This is a genomic window from Streptomyces sp. NPDC127595, assembly GCF_042671685.1.
In the GTDB taxonomy this organism is placed as follows: domain Bacteria; phylum Actinomycetota; class Actinomycetes; order Streptomycetales; family Streptomycetaceae; genus Streptomyces.
Genome location: NZ_JBHXWK010000006.1, coordinates 479,001 through 497,347, shown reverse-complemented (window position 1 = coordinate 497,347; position 18,347 = coordinate 479,001). Strand labels below are relative to the sequence as shown.

The window sequence follows — 18,347 nt, the reverse complement described above, 5'->3', positions numbered from 1 at the left end:
GCGGCCGAGGTTAACCGCGCGCGCCGGGATGCTGGCCATAGTAGGTGTTCGGCTTCCTGCGGGGACCGGCGGCGGTCGCGGAGAGCAGTCCGGTGGCGCCCATTCGCTGGCTGGTGGGGGCCTTCATACGGGCGCCGTAGGTTGCGAAGGAGCGCATCACGGGGCCTTCCTCGAAGGAATTCATGAGCTGGGAGTAGACCACGTCCAGGCCTTTGGACTCCGTCAGTGCCAGGTTGTCCATGATCGTGGTGATCTCGCCAAACCAGGCGAGGAAGGCCTGGCGCCGCTCAGGGTATTCGTTCCACTTGTCGGTGAAGTTCTCCTCCTTGTGGGCAGGGTTGGGAACCCACCATTGACCGTCGCGCTCCTCGATGAACAGAGGCATGGCGGCGAGTACGTTGCGTACGGCGGTGAACAGGTCGTCCTCGCCGCGGTAGGCGCGGCCGGCGAGCGTGGTCAGGAGGATGGACGGCGGTCGGTTGTCGGTGTCCTCGGCGAAGAAGAGCATGCAGTGCCACTTGAGGATCTGTACTAGTCGCTGAAGGGTGCTGCGGATGTGGTGTTCGGGGACCTTCGCGACGCTGGCGACGAGCCGCTTTTCGAGGAGGGCGCGGGAGAGTTCCGAGCGGGCGCGGAACCAGTCCGCGTAGCCGAGGGGGTTGCTGTGCTGCCACTTGTGGAGCTTCTTGTCCGTCAGGAGGATTCCGGTGGGCGGGTGTTCCTCGTCAGGGATGGCGGGCAGGACGTCGAGGTGGAAGCCGGGGTACCCGAGGGTCCAGCAGCGGCGGCGGGGTTCGAGGCTTTCGGGGCCGTCGGTGTGGCCTTCGCGCTGTTTCCAGCGCCGGTAGGCCACCAGTTGGTCACCGACTCGCTGCTTGAGTTCCTCTTTCGTCGTGCTGTCCCGTTGTAGCGGGAGTCGGCAGACGAGGTCGATGTCGTACTCGCCGGTCTCGGTGTTGGGGCGGACCACGGTGCCGAGGAGGAAGGAGCCTTGGGAGTGGATCTCCCATCCGGGGCTGCCGTTCTTGGCGAGCCAGGTCCCGACTTCTCCGTACCGCTCGATCGCGGTGTCATGGAGGTCGGGGGCGATGTCGAGGACTTCCACGGCGCCGTCGAGCAGCATGGAAAGCATCTGTTCGGGCGAGTCGGTGTTGTCCTGCGTTTGGTGGTACGCGTTCACGTCATTCCTTACGGAGCGGAGTGGAGGGGGACGAAAGCCGGTGCGAGGTGATCGCAGAAGGTGCGGTGGACAGCCGGGGAGACGTCGCGGCTGACGTGTCCGGCCCATCCCGAAAGGGTTGTGGTGTCGACGTCGTCCAGAGCGAGGGCGCCGGTGGGGACCGTCGGGTTGAGACGGAGCACGTCGTCCTTGCCGACGAAGTGGCGTACCTGCTTGGCGGCACTCTCGCTCTGTGCCCGCATGAGGACCTCGACGGCGTCGCGGGCCCATGGCAGCAGACCGCCGCGGTCGAGACGGCGGTGGCGGTGGCGGACGTCGGTCGTGGTCCCGAGGCTGAACACCCGGATCGTGTCGAGGGGCACGGACAGCGGGCCCACCGCCTCGGTCAGCGCGACCATGGCCGGGTTGTTCGCCCAGACGCCGCCGTCGACGAGCCGTGCTCCGTCCAGGGGCATCCCGGGCAGGTAGGTCGGCGCGGCGGAGGTGGCCAACGCGACGTTGACAGCCTTCTCGCGCCAGTCGCGCTTGAGGCCGGGCAGATGCGGGGTCCGGAAGAGGTAGACGTCGTCGGCGGCGACGTTGTAGGAGGTGATGACCAGGCGTTTAGTGCTCTCTCCGAAGGTCCGTTCGCCGAAGACTTCGCTGAGGGCCGCGCGCAGCGGCTCCGCGCTGTACTTCGCGCGCACCAGGTGCTTCAGGCCCCGCAGGCGGCTACGGTCCCGGAAGATGCGCGGCCCATGCTCGGTGTAGAACTCCAGGATCTGCTGCGGGGACAGCCCGAGCCCGAGGCCCAGCGCGATGATTCCGCCTGTCGAGGTGCCGGCGATCAGATCGAAGTGGTCGGCGATGCGGACACCGAGATCCTCTTCGAGGCGAGCTAGGACCGCAGCGGAGAACATGCCGCGGAAGCCACCGCCGTCGAGGGCCAGAATCTGGAAACGCTCCGTCACTTCAACCGCCCCCGCGCCATGGGTTCGAGGAAGTTCCGCCTGTCGCAGCCGGATCTCCACTATCGAGAGTACTTATTATCACGGCATGTGTTTCCGTGTGTGTTTCCACGCGAAAGTCGTAAGGTTTGTGTTGGCCACGCACCCTGGAGCGTGCGTGGTTTCCGTGTTCCGCCAAGATGTGGAGATCAAAGTCAGGCAGGCCAGGCAAGGGGAAAGATGAGCACGCAGGCGTTCGAGCGCTCTCGGCTGCGGACCGCCCGCGAACTGGCAGGGTTGAGCCAGACGCAGCTCGCCCGCGCTTGCGGGCTCACTGCTGCCGCGATCAGCCAGTTTGAGAGCGGCGCGGCACGACCCAGCCCGGATACGAGCAGTGTCCTGGCCTCGGTACTTGGGGTGCCCCAGGAGTTCTTCCACGAAGCGATGGTCGAAAGCCACGAGGGCTTCTTTCGGTCGCTGCGCCGGACCTCGGTGTCCGACCGTCGCCGTGCGCGGGCCATCGCTCACGTGGCTCACGACCTGGCCGTCCATGCCTCATCCGCGCAGCGGTTCTGCGCCGGCGACGTGCCGATGCTCCCCGTGAGCGGACTGCAGGCGGAACGGGCGGAGGTCGAAGAGGTTGCGGCTCAGGTACGGAAGATGTGGGGACTACCTTCCGGACCGGTCTCCGACGTCGTTGGACTTCTTGAGGCGCGTGGTGTCGCGGTGATCCGTCTTCCCCTCGACAACACGGATGTCGACGCCTTCTCCCTGCCTTTTCCTGATCATCCCGTTGTCGTCCTGGGTACCGACAAGGACGACCGAGCCCGGTCCCGCTTCGACAGCGCACACGAACTCGCCCATCTAGTGCTGCACGGCGAGCAGATCTGGGGCGTAAAGGAGGTCGAGACCCAGGCCCACCAGTTCGCGGCGGCCTTCCTTATGCCCGCCGAAGACATCCACGACCAATTGCCGACCACTGTCGACTGGCCAGCCCTCTTCGCGCTCAAGCGGCAGTGGCAGGTGTCCCTGGCCGCTCTACTCATGCGAGCCCGGACCCTGGGGCGCATGAATGAGAACACCTATCTAACCGCCATCAAGGCGGCGTCTGCCCGGGGATGGCGCCGCGTTGAACCGGTCCCTCTTGGTCGGCCAGAGCAGCCGACAAGGCTCCTCGCTTACCTTGCCTCTGCCGACAGCGCCCCGGCGCGGGCCATCCTGCCGTCCCAGATCGTGGAAAGCCTCCAGACCGCGTCAGCGGCATGACCCCGCTGGCTCGTACGCGCAGATGTCCGTACGCAGCCCCGCAACGCTGTCCCCACGTAAGGGGGGCGTCGAACTTCGCGGGCTGGCGCGCTGCCAGTTAATGCACCTCACCGCTGTCCTTGCGCGAGGTCTCGGGGGGCGCTCCTTGTGGCTGAGGGCTTCGACGATCAGCTCGCGGCGCACCTCGACCAGTTCATGCGATTGGCCGCGTATACCTCCCAGACGAACGGCTCGCTACACAATCGCTTTGTCGTCCAGTGAGTCAAGCCAGATCCGGAGAGTTTCCGTCTCAGGCTCCTCCGGGGGAAGAGCCAGGACTTCGATGAGTCCGGCACGGGCCATGACAGCCGCGATCCTGTCCCGGGCACGCACAACAGCCTTTGTGTGACCCGCCGTTGCTAGTTCCGCGCGCCGGGCTGACCGTCCCCGCGTAATCTTGTTCCCTCACCCTGGGAGGGGCATTGAGCAAGGTCGTCTTCGTGCACGGCGTCGGCAAGCAGTACCTGAGCGAGGACTCCCTAGCACGGGACGTCGTTCCCGAACTCCAGGGCGGCACACGCCTTGCGGGCGGCCCGGTGCCTTCGTCCGACGACGTGGGGATGGCCTTCTACGGTGACCTGTTCCGGCCACGCGGCACCCGCGCAGGGGCCGAAATCCTCTACGACGAGGGCGATGTCGACAACGACGCGGAGTTCGCCCTCCTGATGGAGTGGTGGGCCGAGGCAGCGCGCACCGACCCCGCTGTCCCGGATCCGGCAGCCACCGGTACGCGGGGCCCCGTGGGCTGGACCGCCTCCCGGGCCCTCCGGCTCAACGCCGTGCGAGCAGCCCTGGACGCCCTCACGGGCGCCCGATACCTGCGCGGGGTCCTCGACCGCGCGCTGATCGGCAGTCTCAAGCAGATGACCGGCTACTTCGGCGACGAGGAGATCCGGCGTGCGGCGCAGGACCGGCTGGCCGCGCGGATCACCCCGAGGACACGGGTCGTCGTGGCCCATTCGCTTGGGTCGGTCCTCGCCTACGAGACGCTCTGCGACCCGCGGCGCAACGGCGACTGGGACATCCGCATGCTCGTCACCCTGGGATCGCCGCTGGGTATGCGCGCCCTCGTCCTCGATCGGCTCGAACCGGCGCCCGAGAACCGCCGGGCCGTGTGGCCGAAGCCGGTGCGGGCGTGGACCAACATCGCCGACGACACCGACATCGTCGCCGTCGTACGCGAACTTGGTCCGGCCTTCGGCGACGGCGTGCGGGACGTGGCGGTGAACAACGGCAGCCACATGCACGACGCCACGCGGTACCTGACCGCCGTCGAGACAGGGCGGGCCATCATGATGGGCTTGCTGCCGGGGGCCGGGGCCGTCTGATGCTGTACCTCGTCGCGGCGGGCACCCGCCACTACCGCGAAGCCCCCGAACTCCCCCTGGCCCACGAGGACGTCGACCGGGCGACCGAGCTGTTCGTGTCGATGGGCTACGAGCGTGTCCTGACGGCCGTCTCCTACGACCCGGACTGCGAGTCCTTCGAGAACGCCCTGGCCGACTGGTGCCACACCCCCGGACTGACCGCTGAGGACGTCGTGGTCATGTACTACGCCGGGCACGGGGACCGCTCCCCGGCCGGCCAGTACCGTCTGGCCTGCGCTGACAGCGAGCCGGGGCGACCACGCTCGTGGCTGTCACTGCCCAACCTGGCCGAAATCCTGGCCACGTCACCAGTCCGCAACGTTCTGTTCGTGGTGGACGCCTGTCACGCGGCGGCGGCCACGGCGGAGATCGGCACCGTCACCGACACCATCGTGGCCGGCCGGGGACGCGGCGACGGATTCGGCGCGGGCACCTGGCTGCTGGCCTCCGCCCGGCATCGCGATCTGGCGGTGGACGGCGCCTTCGTGACCGAACTGGCCAAGGCGTGCCATCAGGGTGACGGGCCGTCACAGCGGTACCTGGCGCCGAGCACGCTCGCCGAGCGGGTCAATCGCTCCCTCACGGCGGCGGGGCTGGCCCAGCGGGCCGCGTGCTCGTCCATCGACCAGTCCGAGCGTCCCCCGTTCTTCGTGAACCCCTCCTTCGACCCGCGCGCCGAGGTCACGGGCGACGGGCGCACGGTCTCCGACGCCTCCGACCTCTCCTCGCACTTCGACCCGCGCGGCCGTGGTGTGGAGCATGTGCACGCCCCCGGTTCGTACTTCACCGGACGTGAGCGCGCCCTGCGGGCGGCACGCGCCCATCTGGAGGGCGACGGGCAGGGGCGGGCCCTGGTCGTCACTGCCGACCCCGGCTCGGGCAAGTCTGCGGTGCTGGGCCGGCTGGTGCTGGAGGGCTGTGCCGACGCCTCCGTCAACGCGCACCACCAGACGCTGGAGGCCCTGGTGCAGCGCATCGCCGCCGCGGCGGACGTCCGGGCGGGCACGCCGGTGGCCCTGTTCACCGCCCTCGTGGACCGGGAACGCCCCTTCCGGATCGTCGTCGACTCGCTCGACGAGGCGGGCTCGGCGGGTGACAAGGCCGAGGCCCGCCGCATCGCGTGGGAACTGCTGCGCCCGCTCGCGTCGGTGACGTGTGTCCGGCTCGTGGTCGGCTCACGTCGCGAGCTGTTGCCCCACCTCGGCGGCCACGTGCCGGTGATCGACCTTGACGACGGCGAGTACGCTCAGGACACCGAGCCGGCCGAGTACGTGGTGAAGATCCTCTGCGACGAGGGGGCGCCGTACGAACACCGGCCGGACGTGGCCCGCCAGGTCGCCCGCGAGGTGGCCCGCCGGGCCGGGAGGTGTTTCCTGGTCGCCCGGATGACGGCGAGCGCGTTGCTGCGCGGCCCGGTCGTCGACACCGCCGCGCCGGGCTGGGCGGAGCAACTGCCCTCGGACGTGGGAGGCGCCTTCGAGGCGTATCTCCAGCGACTGCCGCAGGAGCGGCACGCCAAGACCATGGCCCTGCTCACCGTGCTGGCCTTCGGAGAGGGCAACGGCCTGCCGCGCCGGCTCTGGGTGCAGGTGGCGACGCGGCTCTCGGGCATCCCGCTCGTCCAGGCGGACGTCGACCTGCTGCTGGACGAGGACGGCTCCTACCTGGCGCACGCCGAAGTGGACGGCACGAAGTACTTCCGGCTGTATCACCAGGAACTGACGGACCATCTGAAGTGGCGGGCGCTCAAGCACCGGGATCTAGCGGATCTTCAGGAGTGCTTCGTGGCGACCCTGCTGGAGCTCGTGCCCGACCGGGACTGGCCGCATGCACATCTGTACGTCCGCACCCACCTGTCGACGCACGCCGCAGCTTCGGGGGAACTGGACGACCTCATCGAGGACGCCTTGTTCGTCGTCCACGCCGACCTGGCGACGCTGCTGCCGGCGGTGCGGCGAGCACTGCGCCGTCCCACGCTCGCACTCGCCGTCGAGCGCTACGCCTACCTCATCGCAAACACCGACTCCGCCCGGGTCGACAAGCCGGCGCTGCTGGCTTTCGTGGCGGGGACACACGGGGAACATGCGCTGTCCGGGCAGGCCCAGAACCTGTCGGCCGTGCTGGAGCGCGTGCGGGTGGAACCACGGGAGATCACCCCGCATCGCGTGGTGGGCCGCCACGACGGGGCCGCCTATGCGGTCCGCTCGTACAACCCTGCGTGGCAGATCGAGGACCTCGTCCTGCCGGACGGTGGCCACGTCGTGCTCGCGGCGCCTCCGTCGGCCTCCCACGTGCACGTGTGGCGGCTCGACGACCCGTCGCAGTCGACCCTGCTGCCGCATCCCGCCGGCGTCGCGGGGCTCGCTCAGCTCATGGACGGTGCGGGCCCGGCGCAGGCAGTGACCCTCGACGTCAGGGGGGACATCCGAATCTGGGACGTCGCCGACCAGACGCTGCTCCACACCGCCCCCAGTGGAGCAACGCTGCTGTTCGACGCGGGGTTCCGCGACGACGGCATGCCCGTGGTCGTGTGCGGGGACGCCGAACAGGTCCGCGTGTACACGCTGCCCCTGCTGGAGCCGCTGGTCCAGGTGGCCTGCGAGACACCCGCGAAGAACGATCTCGACACGCCCAAGGCATCCGCCTGCCTCGCCCACGACGCGGACGGCCGCGTCCGGCTCCTGCTGTGCGACGGGGTGGGCGGTCGTGTCACCCTGCACTCCCTCGACGCGGAGGGTGACGTCGACGTCCTGCTCGACGACTGCGTCCGCCCCTTCCTGGCCGACCGCATCCATGGCGGCCGGGGCACCGTCGCTGCGGTGTGCGAGCCGCGCACCCGGGTGACGCTGATCGAGACGGGATCAGGGCGGATGGTTGCCTTGCCGTTCAACGGTTTCGTCTGGGCGGAGAGCGGCTTCGCCTTGGGCAGCGAGGACGACCCCGTGTTCGTGACGCAGGATCACGACGATCTGCTCATCGCGCGTCTCGACGGTCCCGCGCAACGCGTCGCGGCCCGGGACAAGACCGTCGGCCATGCGGGTTTCCTGGCACCCGTGCTGCTGCGGGACGGGCTGTACGCCGCGACGGTCGGCTACGGAAGCCAGGTCAGCGTGGTCAGCTGCAAGACCGCGGACACCGTGGGTTCGCCGCTGTGGGGGCACGAGGGCGCAGTCTGCGCCCTCCGGCTGCTGCCCGCCCCCGGTGAACCGGGACCCGGCATCCTGGCGGTGGGCAACGACGGGACGGCACGACTGTGGCGGTGGGCCGACCACGCCAGGCCGGGTGACCCGCGGTCCGCCCCGCTGGAGCTGTCCGCTCCGGAGATCGACTCACTCATCGCCTGGCCCGAGGACTCCACCGGCGTCCTGGCCGTCTCGGGTCACATGGTCCGTCGCGTTGCGCCCGCCCCGGAGCCAACCCCAGGCACCACGTTCGACCTGGTCGAACGGCGGTTCGTCGACTCGGTCTCCGAACAGGAGCGCGCTGTGGACCCGGACGGCTCGCTCCAGCTCCTGAGCTGGGACTATAAGGGCCGAATGAAGCCGGACGTCCGTCCCGACCTGCCTGGGTGGTCCGTGGACCTGCCGTACTCCCAAGCGGTCTGGAACCGTATCGCCCCGGGCGGACCCGCCGAGCGCACGAACCTGACCTGGTTGGACGGGTGGGCCCGTTTCGGGGTCCAGGCTCACCTGCTGCCACCGACGTCAAGCCATCCCCACACCCGGCTGCTGGGCCTGGACGCGATCCGCGGTCGGGTGAAGCTCCTCGACGCCCCGCACTCGACTCCCGAGTGGACAAACCTTCCCTGGCCGGTCGATCCGAGCAACGACTGGGTCTGCTCGGCGGCCTTCACCACCCTGGCAGGAACCACCGTGCTGCTGACGGGCACCCGCCCGCTCTGGCGCTGGGAAAGCAGCGTGGCGGGCCGAAACGACCGCTCGACCGAAGGCGAGGCACCGCGGACCGGCGTCACGGACGGCCGGCTGTGGGACGTCTCGGCCGCCACGCCCGACAGGGGCACGCCGCTGGAACTCCTCGGCGATGTCTGCCTCCTCCTGCCACACCACACCAAAGCCGGGACGCGGTGGGTGGCCCAGCAGGGGCGGGACGGCACGACGGAAGTCATCGATCTGTCGACGGACAGCCGGTACTGGGTTCGGCCGAGCCGGTCGGTGGCCGAACCCCGTTCGAACATCGACCACCGGATGATCTCGGAGGACGACGTCTTCCTTCGCTGGGCCGAGCTGTCCGACGGAAGCGCCGTCCTGCTCCTCCTGGACCCCGCGGCCTGCGGCGACGCCCATGCGGCTCCGGTAGCTGTGTGGGATTCCGCGGCCCCCGACAGCCCGCGTCAGCTGGGTGTACCGGCCTGCCGCTTGCTGTGGACGGGACGGGTCCCGGCCGGCGACACTCTGGTCGCGGTGAGCGACGAACAGGGCGTGGCACTGTGCCATCTACCGAGTGGCGAGAAGGTGTGGTCGGCGCCCCTGCCGGCGCTCGTCACGTCCCTCGCTGCCCTGCCCGCAAGCCCCGTCCTCGACCTCGCCGTCGGCACCCAGCAGGGGGTGGTTTTCCTGCGCCCCCGGCTGTCCCGGGCCTGGCGGGAGCGGTTCGGTTACGGGTGACCGCACCTTTCGGGGCGGCGGCCCGAAGTTCCAAGAGCGTCGGAGTTCGTCCTGGAAGGTCAACGAGGCCGTGGCGCTGCACCGCGTGCTGCCGCAGGTGGTAGAGGTGGTTCGCAGCAGTGGCGGGAGGCTGGGCCGGCCCGAGGGGTATGCCGAGGTGATGAGCGAGCTTCCTACCCTGAAGGGCGAGTCCGTCGACAACGACGGCCGGCGTGCAATCCGCTCGGGTGCCGATTTCTGGCGCGTCGGCTCGGTCGCCTCGGGATTCAGCGGTGACGCCAGCCGTAGGCGTCTCAGCCCCTCATTCAGAGCCGTCTGCCCTCCCCTGCGGAGACCATTCAGCTCCGACCAGGAAAGCTCAACGCCAGGTGCAGGGGTCCACTCGGAGTGGCCCCCTGCACCCATGCTCGCTTGCGGACCCTGGCCGGCGGTGAGACCGCACGACAGTTGTCCTGCAAATGCGACACCTATCGTGCTCAGTCACACGTCGACCCCGACGTGGCGTAGCGCACTTTTGCAAGCAGGTGCTTGCAATTGTTAGCAAGGGTGGGGCAGGGTAGAGGCATGGCATCACTCAACGTCGGCAATCTTGGTGAGTATCTGCGTGAGCAGCGGCGCAATGCGCAGCTGTCGTTGCGGCAGCTCGCCGATGCCGCCGGGGTGTCCAATCCGTATCTGAGCCAGATCGAGCGCGGGCTGCGCAAGCCGAGCGCGGAGGTGTTGCAGCAGGTCGCCAAGGCGCTGCGGATCTCCGCCGAGACGCTGTACGTGCGGGCCGGCATCCTCGACGCCGAGCGGGATCGGGACGAGGTGGAGACACGTGCCGTCATCCTCGCCGATCCCACGCTGAACGAGCGGCAGAAGCAGGTGCTGCTCCAGATCTACGAGTCCTTCCGCAAGGAGAACGGGTTCGAGATCACCCAGGTGGACGAGGGCGATCAAGGTGTTGGCGCCGATGTGCGGCACGCTGGCGTGCAGCACGCCGACGTGCAAATCGATCAGGTCGGTGGTCTGGATATTCAGGACAGTGATCTGGATATATCGGATGCCGGGCATCCGCGGAGCGCAGCGGACACCGGCGTCCGAGGCCCCCGTACGACCGACGGCAGTGATGCCGATCCGCAGCAGACCGCCAGTTGACGAGCACGACCAGCCGCACGATCAGCAGCACGACTGCAACACGATCAACAACATCAACAACATGATCAGCGACACGAACACCGCACGCAGCGCCGCCGACAGGCCGGTCTCGCCGCGGACCAACCAAACCCTCAGCTGAACGCGAATCCGGGAGGACCATCGCATGGCCATCACCGACGACATCCGCAAGGCCGCCACGGACCCGACCCCGCTCTACTTCCTCGCCGGCACCGCCGACCTGGCCGTTCAGCAGGCCAAGAAGGTGCCCGGCATCGTGGAGCAGATCCGTGCCGAGGCCCCGGCGCGGATCGAGACGGTCCGTAGCTTCGACCCGAACGCCGCCCAGGAGAAGGCCGCCTCCCGTGCCAAGGAGGCGCAGGAGACGATCCAGTCCAAGGTGACGGAGTTCGTCAGCACCCTCGACACCGACCTGAAGAAGATCGGTGAGTCCGCTCAGGACCTCGCCCTGCGCAGCATCGGCGTCGCCGCCGAGTACGCCGTGAAGGCCCGCGAGACCTACGAGAAGGTCGCCGAGCAGGGCGAGCAGGTCGTGAAGACCTGGCGTGGCGAGGCCGCCGAGGAGATCGAGGAGCTGGCCATCGCGGTCGAGCCGAACGCCGAGCCGGGCGAGGTCAAGACCACGCCGAAGCCGGTTCCGGCCGCGCCGAAGCCCGTCGCTGTCGTGACCGAGCCCGTCCCGGCGAAGAAGGCCGCGGCGAAGAAGGCCCCGGCCGCCAAGAAGACGACCACCGCGAAGAAGACCACCCCGCCCGCGAAGTAGTCGGAGCAGGCGGAGCAGGCGGAGCAGGCACAACCCCGCGACTTACGCGGGAGCTCTGCGGAGAAAGCGAACCCCGCGAAACGCGCGGGAGTGGGCAGCGGCAGCAGGCGGCCGCGTCAAGCCGACGACAACGGGCCGGGCACTCTCAGAGTTCCCGGCCCGTTCTGCGGGTACGGTGGCGTAGAGACGACTCGAATCGGGCGGTGGGCATTGTGCTGTTGACGGCATTCAGCGGCTTCATGTCGGTGATCTTCCTTGCCATCCTGGTGCTCGCCGTGGTGGCACTGGTGATGGCCGGACTGGCCCGCGACGACGCGTACCGCGCGGCCGACAAGCAGAACAAGATGTTCTGGCTGATCATCCTGGGCGTCACGGTGGCCGTGAACCTGCTGGTACCGGTCATTTTCCTGCAGATCGCGGGCCTGGTCGCCACGATCGTCTTCTTCGTGGACGTACGCCCCGCGCTTCGCCAGGTCTCCGGCGGCGGTGGCCGCCGCGGCGGAAACAGCAGCGACGGCCCGTACGGTCCCTACAACGGCGGCCGGTAGGCACCACCAGCCGAACCGCGGCCGGTAGGCACCACGACCACCCCAGTCGCAGGAGCCAGCCCCTGTACGACCGCTACGGCGTGCGGTCCAGCAACAGCACCGCCACGTCGTCCGTCAGCTCCCCGCCGTTGAGTTCGCGCACCTCGTTCACCGCCGCGCGCAGGAGTTCCTCGCCCTGGAGTCCCTGGGCCAGCTGGCGGCGGACCATGTCGACCATGCCGTCCTGGCCGAGCCGTTCCTTGCCCGCACCGATGTGGCCCTCGATCAGGCCGTCGGTGTAGAGCATCAGACTCCACGCGCCGCCCAGCTCCACCTGCTGGCGCGGCCAGCGGGCGCCGGGCAGCAGGCCGAGCGCGGGGCCGCCGTTCTCGTACGGCAGCAGTTGGGCGGGCCGGCCCGGGCGGGCGATCAGCGGGGACGGGTGGCCGGCCAGGCAGAGCCCGGCGCGGCGGCCGTCCGGTGAGATGTCCACCGTGCAGAGCGTCGCGAAGATCTCCTCGCTGTCGCGCTCGTGCTCCAGGACCTGCTGGAGGGTGGAGAGCAGTTCGTCACCGCACAGCCCCGCGAGCGTCAGCGCGCGCCAGGCGATGCGCAGCTCCACACCGAGCGCCGCCTCGTCGGGCCCGTGCCCGCAGACGTCGCCGATCATCGCGTGCACGGTGCCGTCGGGCGTACGGACGGTGTCGTAGAAGTCGCCGCCGAGCAGGGCCCGGGAGCGGCCGGGGCGGTAGCGCGCGGCGAAGCGGAGTGGGGAGCCCTCCAGAAGCGGTGTGGGCAGCAGCCCTCGCTCCAGGCGGGCGTTCTCCTGCGCGCGCAGCCGGGACTCGGTGAGGCGTCGCTCGGCCTTGTCGGAGCGCTTGCGCTCCACCGCGTACCGGATCGCGCGGCTCAGCAGCCGGGCGTCCAGCTCGTCGCGAAACAGGTAGTCCTGGGCGCCGACGCGCACCGCCTCCGTGCCGCGCTCGGCGTCACCGGACGCGGTGAGCGCGAGGACGGCGTGCCCGGGCGCGAGCCGTAGTACGTGCTTGAGCGTCGCCAGCTCGTCGTCGGCCTCGGCCGTCCGGCCCGCGGGCGGCAGCGCGAGGTCGAGGAGGATGCAGTGCACGTCGTCGGTGAGCAGCCGCTCGGCCTCGGTGAGGTTGCGGGCGCTGCGGATCCGGATCGCCTTGCCCGTGGCGTCGAGCATTTCGGGCACGCTGAGTGAACCCGCCGGGTCGTTCTCGATCACCAGCAGGGTCAGGTGAGCCGTGTTGGCGCTGTCGGCAGGGGCCGCGGCGCCGGTCGCGGGTCCCGGCCCGGCGAAGCCGCCGGGTTCGATTCCGGGTGGGCAGCCGGGTGAGAACGCGTCCGGAGCCGGACCACTCTCCACGGCCGGGATCGCTCTCTGCCGCGGTACGGGTACGGGCATCGTCTGGGTTCCTTCCCTCCCCCCGAGGGCGTGGTGCGGCGAAGTGCTCGCACCACCGACCGGGACCATAGCGTCAGCGGGTGCCGAAACGGAATGGTGTGCCGCACGGGGTCTGGCAAACAGCCACCGTCATATGCCGCATCCTGTAACGCACTTGGACACGACGGGGCTCCGCGAGGGATGACGAAGGTCACGTCCCCACGGTTGCGCGGGGAGGGCAACCGTGCGCTGTGTCACGTGGGGCAGGTCACTTCGAGGCGGGGTAATTCGGGCAAGTCGCCTCGGGCTGCCGGTGCGTGGGCTCGGTCGGGCTCGGTCACGTGGGGGCAGGCCGCTCCGGCCCGGGCAGCGCCGGCCGCTCCGGCCCGGTTGGAGCGGCCTACTCCGGCGAGGTCGAAGCAGGCCGCTCCGGCCAGGTCAGAGCAGGCGGGTCACATACGTACGCCGGGTCGCGCGCGGCAGGCCTTCGGCCCCGGGACACACGACCCCGCGTACCGCCCCGGGACACCTCACCCCCCCCCGCGTACCGCCCCGGGACACCTCACCCCCCCGCGTACCGCCCCGGGACACCTCACCCCCCCCGTACCGCCCCGGGACACCCGACCCCGCGTACCGCTCCGGGACACCTCACCCCCCGTACCGCCCCGGGGCACCTCCCCCCGTGCACCGCCCCGGGACACCTCACGCGTCCGGCCGTACAACCCCCAGGATCGGCATCGAACCCGCGCCCGCGACCGTCACCGTCCGCCCGGGCCGGGGAGCGTGAACCATGGCGCCGTCGCCTATGTACATCGCGACATGGCTGGCGTCGGCGAAGTAGATGATCAGGTCGCCGGGCCGCATGTCCTTGACGGCCACGTGGGTGAGCTGCTTCCACTGCTCCTGCGAGGTGCGGGGAATCCCGTCGCCGGCGGACGCCCAGGCCTGCGAGGTCAGCCCTGAGCAGTCGTACGACTTGGGGCCCTCGGCGCCCCACTCGTACGGCTTGCCCGTCTGTGCGGTCGCGTAGGCCACGGCCTTCTTGCCCTTTTCGGACGCCGTGCCGTCGCCCGCCGGGACGAAACCGGAGTTCAGCCAGGCCGTCTGTGCCTGGTACGCGGCCTCCTCCTCCAGCTTCGCCAGCCGCTCCTTCTCGTCCTTCTCGAGCTGGGACTCCAGCCTCTCCGCGGCGGCGATCTGCTGCTCGACCTTCTTCTTGGCCTCCGCCTTGGCCTTGCGGTTGGACTCCAGCTTCGTCCACTGCGTGGAGGCGTCCTTCGCGTACTGCTCCAAGTCCTGCTGGGTGCGCGTCAACTCGGCGAGCAGGCCCTCGGTCGCGTGCTCGCCCTGCCGCACGCGGCCCGCGCCGTCCAGGAACTCCTGCGGGTCCTCGCTCAGCCATAGCCGGGCCTCGGGCGGCAGCCCGCCGCTCCGGTACTGCTCGCGGGCGGCGGCGCCCGCCAGGTCCCTCAAGTCGTCCAGTTTCTGCTGGCCCTTGACGATCTCGCGGGCCAGGCCGACGATCTCGGTGGACTGATGCTGGGTCTGCTCCTCCGCCGCGTTGTACGCGTCCGTGGCCACCGCCGCCGAGTGGTAGAGGGCGTCCAGTTTCGTGCGTACGGCTTCAAGCTCTTCGTTGCTCACGGAGGGCGGCGTCGCGCCGGGGGGCAGCGTCAGATCCGGGTCCGTGGTCGGAGCCGAGCTGGGCTTCGGTGTCGGAGCCGGGCTCGCGTACGCCAGGCCGGGTGCCGCCAGCACCGCGCAGGCGCAGGCACATACGCAGGCCAGGGCCATCGCCGTCGTGGTCAGGCTCCGCTTGCCGGATCCCATTTCTCCGCCCCCAAACTGATTGACCGTCAGTAACTTCCGGACGCCTGGGGGATCGTGCCATGTCGGCGCGCAACACGACAGAGGAGGGCAAGAACTCCTTTCCCCTCTCCACCCCCGCAAGACGATCTCCCCACGTGTGTGACGAACGACTCACGCCCGACGTTCCCCGCGGGTCAGATCACCCGCGGAGCCAACGCCTCCCAGCCCGGCGTCACTTCACCCGCGCAGCCAACACCCGCGGAGCGGAGCCAACGCCTCCCGATCCGACCTCACCGCACCCCCGGCGCCAACGCCTCCCACCGCAGCGTCACTTCGCCCTGCCGCCAGCGGGATATGTCGTCCGTCACCGGCCAGTCGGTCGTCAGATCTCGGACCGTCCGTATCCAGCGCTGCCGGGCGCCGTACGAGGCGTAGGGCGCGGCGGCGGCCCAGGCTCGGTCGAAGTCGCGCAGGAAGGAGTGCACGGGCTCACCCGGGACGTTCCGGTGGATGAGGGCCTTCGGGAGGCGCTCGGCGAGGTCGGACGGGCGGTCCAGGGAGCCCAGGCGGGTCGCGAAGGTGACCGTGCGCGGCCCCTCCGGGCCGAGGGCGACCCACACATGCCGGCGGCCGATCTCGTCGCAGGTCCCCTCAATCAGCAGGCCTCCCCGCGACCTGGCCGACCCGGCGGACCCGGCGGACCCGGCAGGCCCGGCCGGCGGATCCGCCGGTGCGAGGCGGGCACACAGGCGCTCCCAGACCCCGGCGACCTGCTCCTCGTCGTACTGGCGCAGTACGTTCGCCGCGCGGATGAGCCAGGGGCGGCCCTGCACCGGGACCTCGAAGCCGCCGTGCCGGAAGACGAGACCCTCGCGCTCGTAAGGGCGCGCGGCCTCGACCCTGGCCGGCTCGATCTCGACGCCCACCACGCGCGTGCGGGGAGCGACGGTGCGCAGACGCTGGAGCAGTTCGACCGCGGTCCAGGGCGCGGCGCCGTAGCCGAGGTCGACCGCGACCGGGTCGGTGGCGCGGCGCAGTTCGGCTCCGTGCGTCGCCGCGATCCAGCGGTCCATGCGGCGCAGGCGGTTGGGGTTCGTGGTCCCGCGCGTCACCGTTCCCACGGGGCGGGACGCTGCGCGGGCTGTCATGCGTACGAGAGTATGCGGGCGCGGCGGACCCGGTGCGAGCCTGTGGATAACCTCCCGCCGCGCCTCAGGTACGCATCCGCCCCTCGAACGGTTGAGCGACCAGCGGTAATGATTCGGCAAAGCGGAAATGGAGCGGACTGCTCCGGTGTTCTCGCTCTCTGGAGGGTGCCGCACATCCTCCGACAGGCATGCCCGCAGCAAGGAGGAACGCCCCGTGAGCCAGTACATCACCAGGCTCGGGCTCCGCTCCCCGGCGGCTTCAGGACGGCTCAGGCTGCACCGCAAGCCCCGCCGCGTCGCGATGCTCTCCGTGCACACCTCGCCCCTGCACCAGCCCGGCACGGGCGACGCGGGCGGCATGAACGTATACATCGTGGAGCTCGCCCAGCGGCTCGCCGCGATCAACATAGAGGTCGAGATCTTCACGCGCGCGACCACGGGCGCCCTCCCGCCGACCGTCGAGCTCGCCCCCGGCGTCCTCGTACGCCATGTCGACGCGGGCCCCTACGAAGGCCTCGCCAAGGAAGACCTCCCGGCCCAGCTCTGCGCCTTCACGCACGGCGTCATGCAGGCCTGGGCGGGCCACCGGCCCGGCTACTACGACCTCGTGCACTCCCACTACTGGCTCTCCGGCCAGGTCGGCTGGCTCGCCGCCGAACGCTGGGGCGTCCCCCTGGTGCACGCGATGCACACCATGGCCAAGGTCAAGAACGCGGCGCTCGCCGAGGACGACACCCCCGAGCCCGCCGCCCGCGTCATCGGCGAGACCCAGATCGTGCGCGCCGCCGACCGGCTCATCGCCAACACCGCCGAAGAGGCCGACGAGCTCGTACGTCACTACGAGGCCGAGCGCGGCAAGGTCGCCGTCGTCCACCCGGGCGTCAACCTCGACCGCTTCCGCCCCGCAGACGGCCGCGCCGCCGCCCGCGCCCGTCTCGGACTCCCGCAGGACGCCCTGATCCCCCTCTTCGCGGGCCGCATACAGCCCCTGAAGGCCCCCGACGTGCTGCTGCGTGCGGTCGCCGTGCTGCTGGACGAGCGCCCCGACCTGCGCTCGAACATCGTCGTCCCCGTGGTGGGCGGCCCCAGCGGCAGCGGCCTCGCCAAGCCCGAGGGGCTGCAGAAGCTCGCCGCCCGGCTCGGCATCGCCGACGTCGTCCGTTTCCGGCCGCCCGTCGGCCAGGAGCAGCTCGCGGACTGGTTCCGGGCCGCGTCGGTGCTGGTCATGCCCTCATACAGCGAGTCGTTCGGACTGGTGGCCATAGAGGCGCAGGCGGCCGGTACGCCGGTGCTCGCGGCCGCGGTCGGCGGGCTGCCCGTCGCCGTGCGCGACCAGGAGACCGGCTTCCTGGTGGAGGGCCACGATCCCGCCGCCTACGCGCGCGTGCTGCGCGATTTCGCGGACAACCAGGAGCTGTCCGCCCGGCTGGGCGCGGCCGCCGCCCGGCATGCGCGGGGCTTCGGCTGGGACGCCTCGGCCGCGGCCACGGCGGACGTGTACACGGCCGCGGTGCAGGAACACAGGCGTCGCGTACGCTCCCACCATGGCTGACGTACGCTCCCATCATGGCTGACGTACGGCAGGCGGCACAGGTCATCGAGGGAGTCCTCAAGGACGCCGAACTCGACTGGGAAAGCCCTGAGCCCGGCAACTACGTGGTGAAGCTCCCCGGCACCCGGAAGCTGTCGACGACCGTCTCGCTGATCGCCGGCAGGCACTCGCTGTCCCTCAACGCCTTCGTGATCCGCCACCCCGACGAGAACGAACCCGGTGTGCATCGCTGGCTCCTGGAGCGCAATCTCAAGCTGTACGGGGTGAGTTACGCCGTCGACTCCCTCGGCGACATCTACGTGGCCGGGAAACTGCCGCTGGCCGCGGTCACGCCGGACGAGATCGACCGTCTGCTCGGCTCGGTCCTGGAGGCCGCCGACGGCTCGTTCAACACCCTCCTGGAGCTCGGTTTCGCCTCCGCGATCCGCAAGGAGTACGCCTGGCGGGTGTCCCGCGGTGAATCGACCCGCAACCTGGACGCGTTCAGCCACCTGACCCAGCGCCCCACCAGCTGACCTCCAACGCTCATCAATCGGCCGCCCTCGCTCGCCAGCTAGCCGTTGCACGACCCCTTCAACT

At 70.1% G+C, this 18,347-nt stretch carries 14 protein-coding genes; 9 read left to right on the top strand and 5 right to left on the bottom strand.

Features of this window, described 5'->3' with window-relative positions; genetic code table 11:
- Positions 1 to 10: 10 nt before the first annotated feature.
- On the bottom strand, positions 11 to 1,180 hold the full coding sequence (locus ACFVKT_RS22160; protein WP_385733993.1) for a cyclic GMP-AMP synthase DncV-like nucleotidyltransferase: 1,170 nt from the start codon (positions 1,178 to 1,180) through the stop codon (positions 11 to 13).
- An 8-nt stretch (positions 1,181 to 1,188) separates the two neighbouring features.
- Entirely contained in the window at positions 1,189 to 2,130 is a 942-nt protein-coding gene (locus ACFVKT_RS22155) for a CBASS cGAMP-activated phospholipase (protein ID WP_385733991.1), read from the bottom strand.
- 216 nt (positions 2,131 to 2,346) lie between these two features.
- On the opposite strand from ACFVKT_RS22155, the gene ACFVKT_RS22150 reads away from it, so the two are divergent.
- From ACFVKT_RS22150 to ACFVKT_RS22120, 7 genes are all read left to right on the top strand, one after another.
- Complete coding sequence (locus ACFVKT_RS22150) at positions 2,347 to 3,372, top strand: ImmA/IrrE family metallo-endopeptidase (protein ID WP_385733989.1); 1,026 nt, start codon at positions 2,347 to 2,349, stop codon at positions 3,370 to 3,372.
- A 461-nt stretch (positions 3,373 to 3,833) separates the two neighbouring features.
- Entirely contained in the window at positions 3,834 to 4,739 is a 906-nt protein-coding gene (locus ACFVKT_RS22145; protein WP_385733987.1) for a hypothetical protein, read from the top strand.
- A complete protein-coding gene (locus ACFVKT_RS22140; protein WP_385733986.1) occupies positions 4,739 to 9,403 on the top strand; it encodes a caspase family protein in 4,665 nt (1,554 codons plus the stop codon). The genes ACFVKT_RS22145 and ACFVKT_RS22140 overlap by 1 nt, the downstream gene beginning before the upstream one ends.
- 564 nt (positions 9,404 to 9,967) lie before the next feature.
- Positions 9,968 to 10,543 (top strand): helix-turn-helix domain-containing protein, encoded by a 576-nt coding sequence (locus ACFVKT_RS22135; RefSeq protein WP_385733984.1) that lies wholly within the window; start codon positions 9,968 to 9,970, stop codon positions 10,541 to 10,543.
- On the top strand, positions 10,515 to 10,682 hold the full coding sequence (locus ACFVKT_RS22130; protein WP_385733982.1) for a hypothetical protein: 168 nt from the start codon (positions 10,515 to 10,517) through the stop codon (positions 10,680 to 10,682). The genes ACFVKT_RS22135 and ACFVKT_RS22130 overlap by 29 nt, the downstream gene beginning before the upstream one ends.
- Before the next feature lie 24 nt (positions 10,683 to 10,706).
- A complete protein-coding gene (locus ACFVKT_RS22125; RefSeq protein WP_385733980.1) occupies positions 10,707 to 11,324 on the top strand; it encodes a hypothetical protein in 618 nt (205 codons plus the stop codon).
- Positions 11,325 to 11,563: 239 nt separating this feature from the next.
- Positions 11,564 to 11,872, top strand: a complete 309-nt coding sequence (locus tag ACFVKT_RS22120; RefSeq protein WP_385734233.1) for a DUF2516 family protein — start codon at positions 11,564 to 11,566, stop codon at positions 11,870 to 11,872.
- A 73-nt stretch (positions 11,873 to 11,945) separates the two neighbouring features.
- Here the strand turns inward: ACFVKT_RS22120 and ACFVKT_RS22115 are convergent, their stop codons facing one another.
- From ACFVKT_RS22115 to ACFVKT_RS22105, 3 genes are all read right to left on the bottom strand, one after another.
- Positions 11,946 to 13,280 (bottom strand): PP2C family protein-serine/threonine phosphatase, encoded by a 1,335-nt coding sequence (locus tag ACFVKT_RS22115; RefSeq protein ID WP_385733978.1) that lies wholly within the window; start codon positions 13,278 to 13,280, stop codon positions 11,946 to 11,948.
- Positions 13,281 to 13,961: 681 nt separating this feature from the next.
- Positions 13,962 to 15,089 carry an NlpC/P60 family protein gene (locus tag ACFVKT_RS22110; protein ID WP_385733976.1) on the bottom strand — a complete coding sequence of 376 codons (1,128 nt, stop codon included), beginning with the start codon at positions 15,087 to 15,089 and terminating at the stop codon, positions 13,962 to 13,964.
- A 269-nt stretch (positions 15,090 to 15,358) separates the two neighbouring features.
- Positions 15,359 to 16,216 (bottom strand): class I SAM-dependent methyltransferase, encoded by an 858-nt coding sequence (locus ACFVKT_RS22105; RefSeq protein ID WP_385733974.1) that lies wholly within the window; start codon positions 16,214 to 16,216, stop codon positions 15,359 to 15,361.
- A 214-nt stretch (positions 16,217 to 16,430) separates the two neighbouring features.
- Here ACFVKT_RS22105 and mshA point away from each other — a divergent pair, with 214 nt between their 5' ends.
- Together mshA and ACFVKT_RS22095 are read left to right on the top strand one after the other, a co-directional pair.
- Positions 16,431 to 17,768, top strand: a complete 1,338-nt coding sequence (gene mshA / locus ACFVKT_RS22100; RefSeq protein ID WP_385733972.1) for a D-inositol-3-phosphate glycosyltransferase — start codon at positions 16,431 to 16,433, stop codon at positions 17,766 to 17,768.
- 14 nt (positions 17,769 to 17,782) lie between these two features.
- Positions 17,783 to 18,283, top strand: a complete 501-nt coding sequence (locus tag ACFVKT_RS22095; RefSeq protein WP_385733970.1) for a YbjN domain-containing protein — start codon at positions 17,783 to 17,785, stop codon at positions 18,281 to 18,283.
- Positions 18,284 to 18,347: the final 64 nt, after the last annotated feature.

What these genes read in the sequence shown, in the direction of transcription:
- ACFVKT_RS22150 (WP_385733989.1), top strand. Translation starts at nt 2,347, where the DNA reads ATGAGCACGCAGGCGTTCGAGCGCTCTCGGCTGCGGACCGCCCGCGAA.
- ACFVKT_RS22140 (WP_385733986.1), top strand. Translation starts at nt 4,739, where the DNA reads ATGCTGTACCTCGTCGCGGCGGGCACCCGCCACTACCGCGAAGCCCCC.
- ACFVKT_RS22135 (WP_385733984.1), top strand. Translation starts at nt 9,968, where the DNA reads ATGGCATCACTCAACGTCGGCAATCTTGGTGAGTATCTGCGTGAGCAG.
- ACFVKT_RS22130 (WP_385733982.1), top strand. Translation starts at nt 10,515, where the DNA reads ATGCCGATCCGCAGCAGACCGCCAGTTGACGAGCACGACCAGCCGCAC.
- ACFVKT_RS22125 (WP_385733980.1), top strand. Translation starts at nt 10,707, where the DNA reads ATGGCCATCACCGACGACATCCGCAAGGCCGCCACGGACCCGACCCCG.
- ACFVKT_RS22120 (WP_385734233.1), top strand. Translation starts at nt 11,564, where the DNA reads ATGTCGGTGATCTTCCTTGCCATCCTGGTGCTCGCCGTGGTGGCACTG.
- ACFVKT_RS22115 (WP_385733978.1), bottom strand. Translation starts at nt 13,280, where the DNA reads ATGCCCGTACCCGTACCGCGGCAGAGAGCGATCCCGGCCGTGGAGAGT.
- ACFVKT_RS22110 (WP_385733976.1), bottom strand. Translation starts at nt 15,089, where the DNA reads ATGGGATCCGGCAAGCGGAGCCTGACCACGACGGCGATGGCCCTGGCC.
- ACFVKT_RS22105 (WP_385733974.1), bottom strand. Translation starts at nt 16,216, where the DNA reads ATGACAGCCCGCGCAGCGTCCCGCCCCGTGGGAACGGTGACGCGCGGG.
- ACFVKT_RS22095 (WP_385733970.1), top strand. Translation starts at nt 17,783, where the DNA reads ATGGCTGACGTACGGCAGGCGGCACAGGTCATCGAGGGAGTCCTCAAG.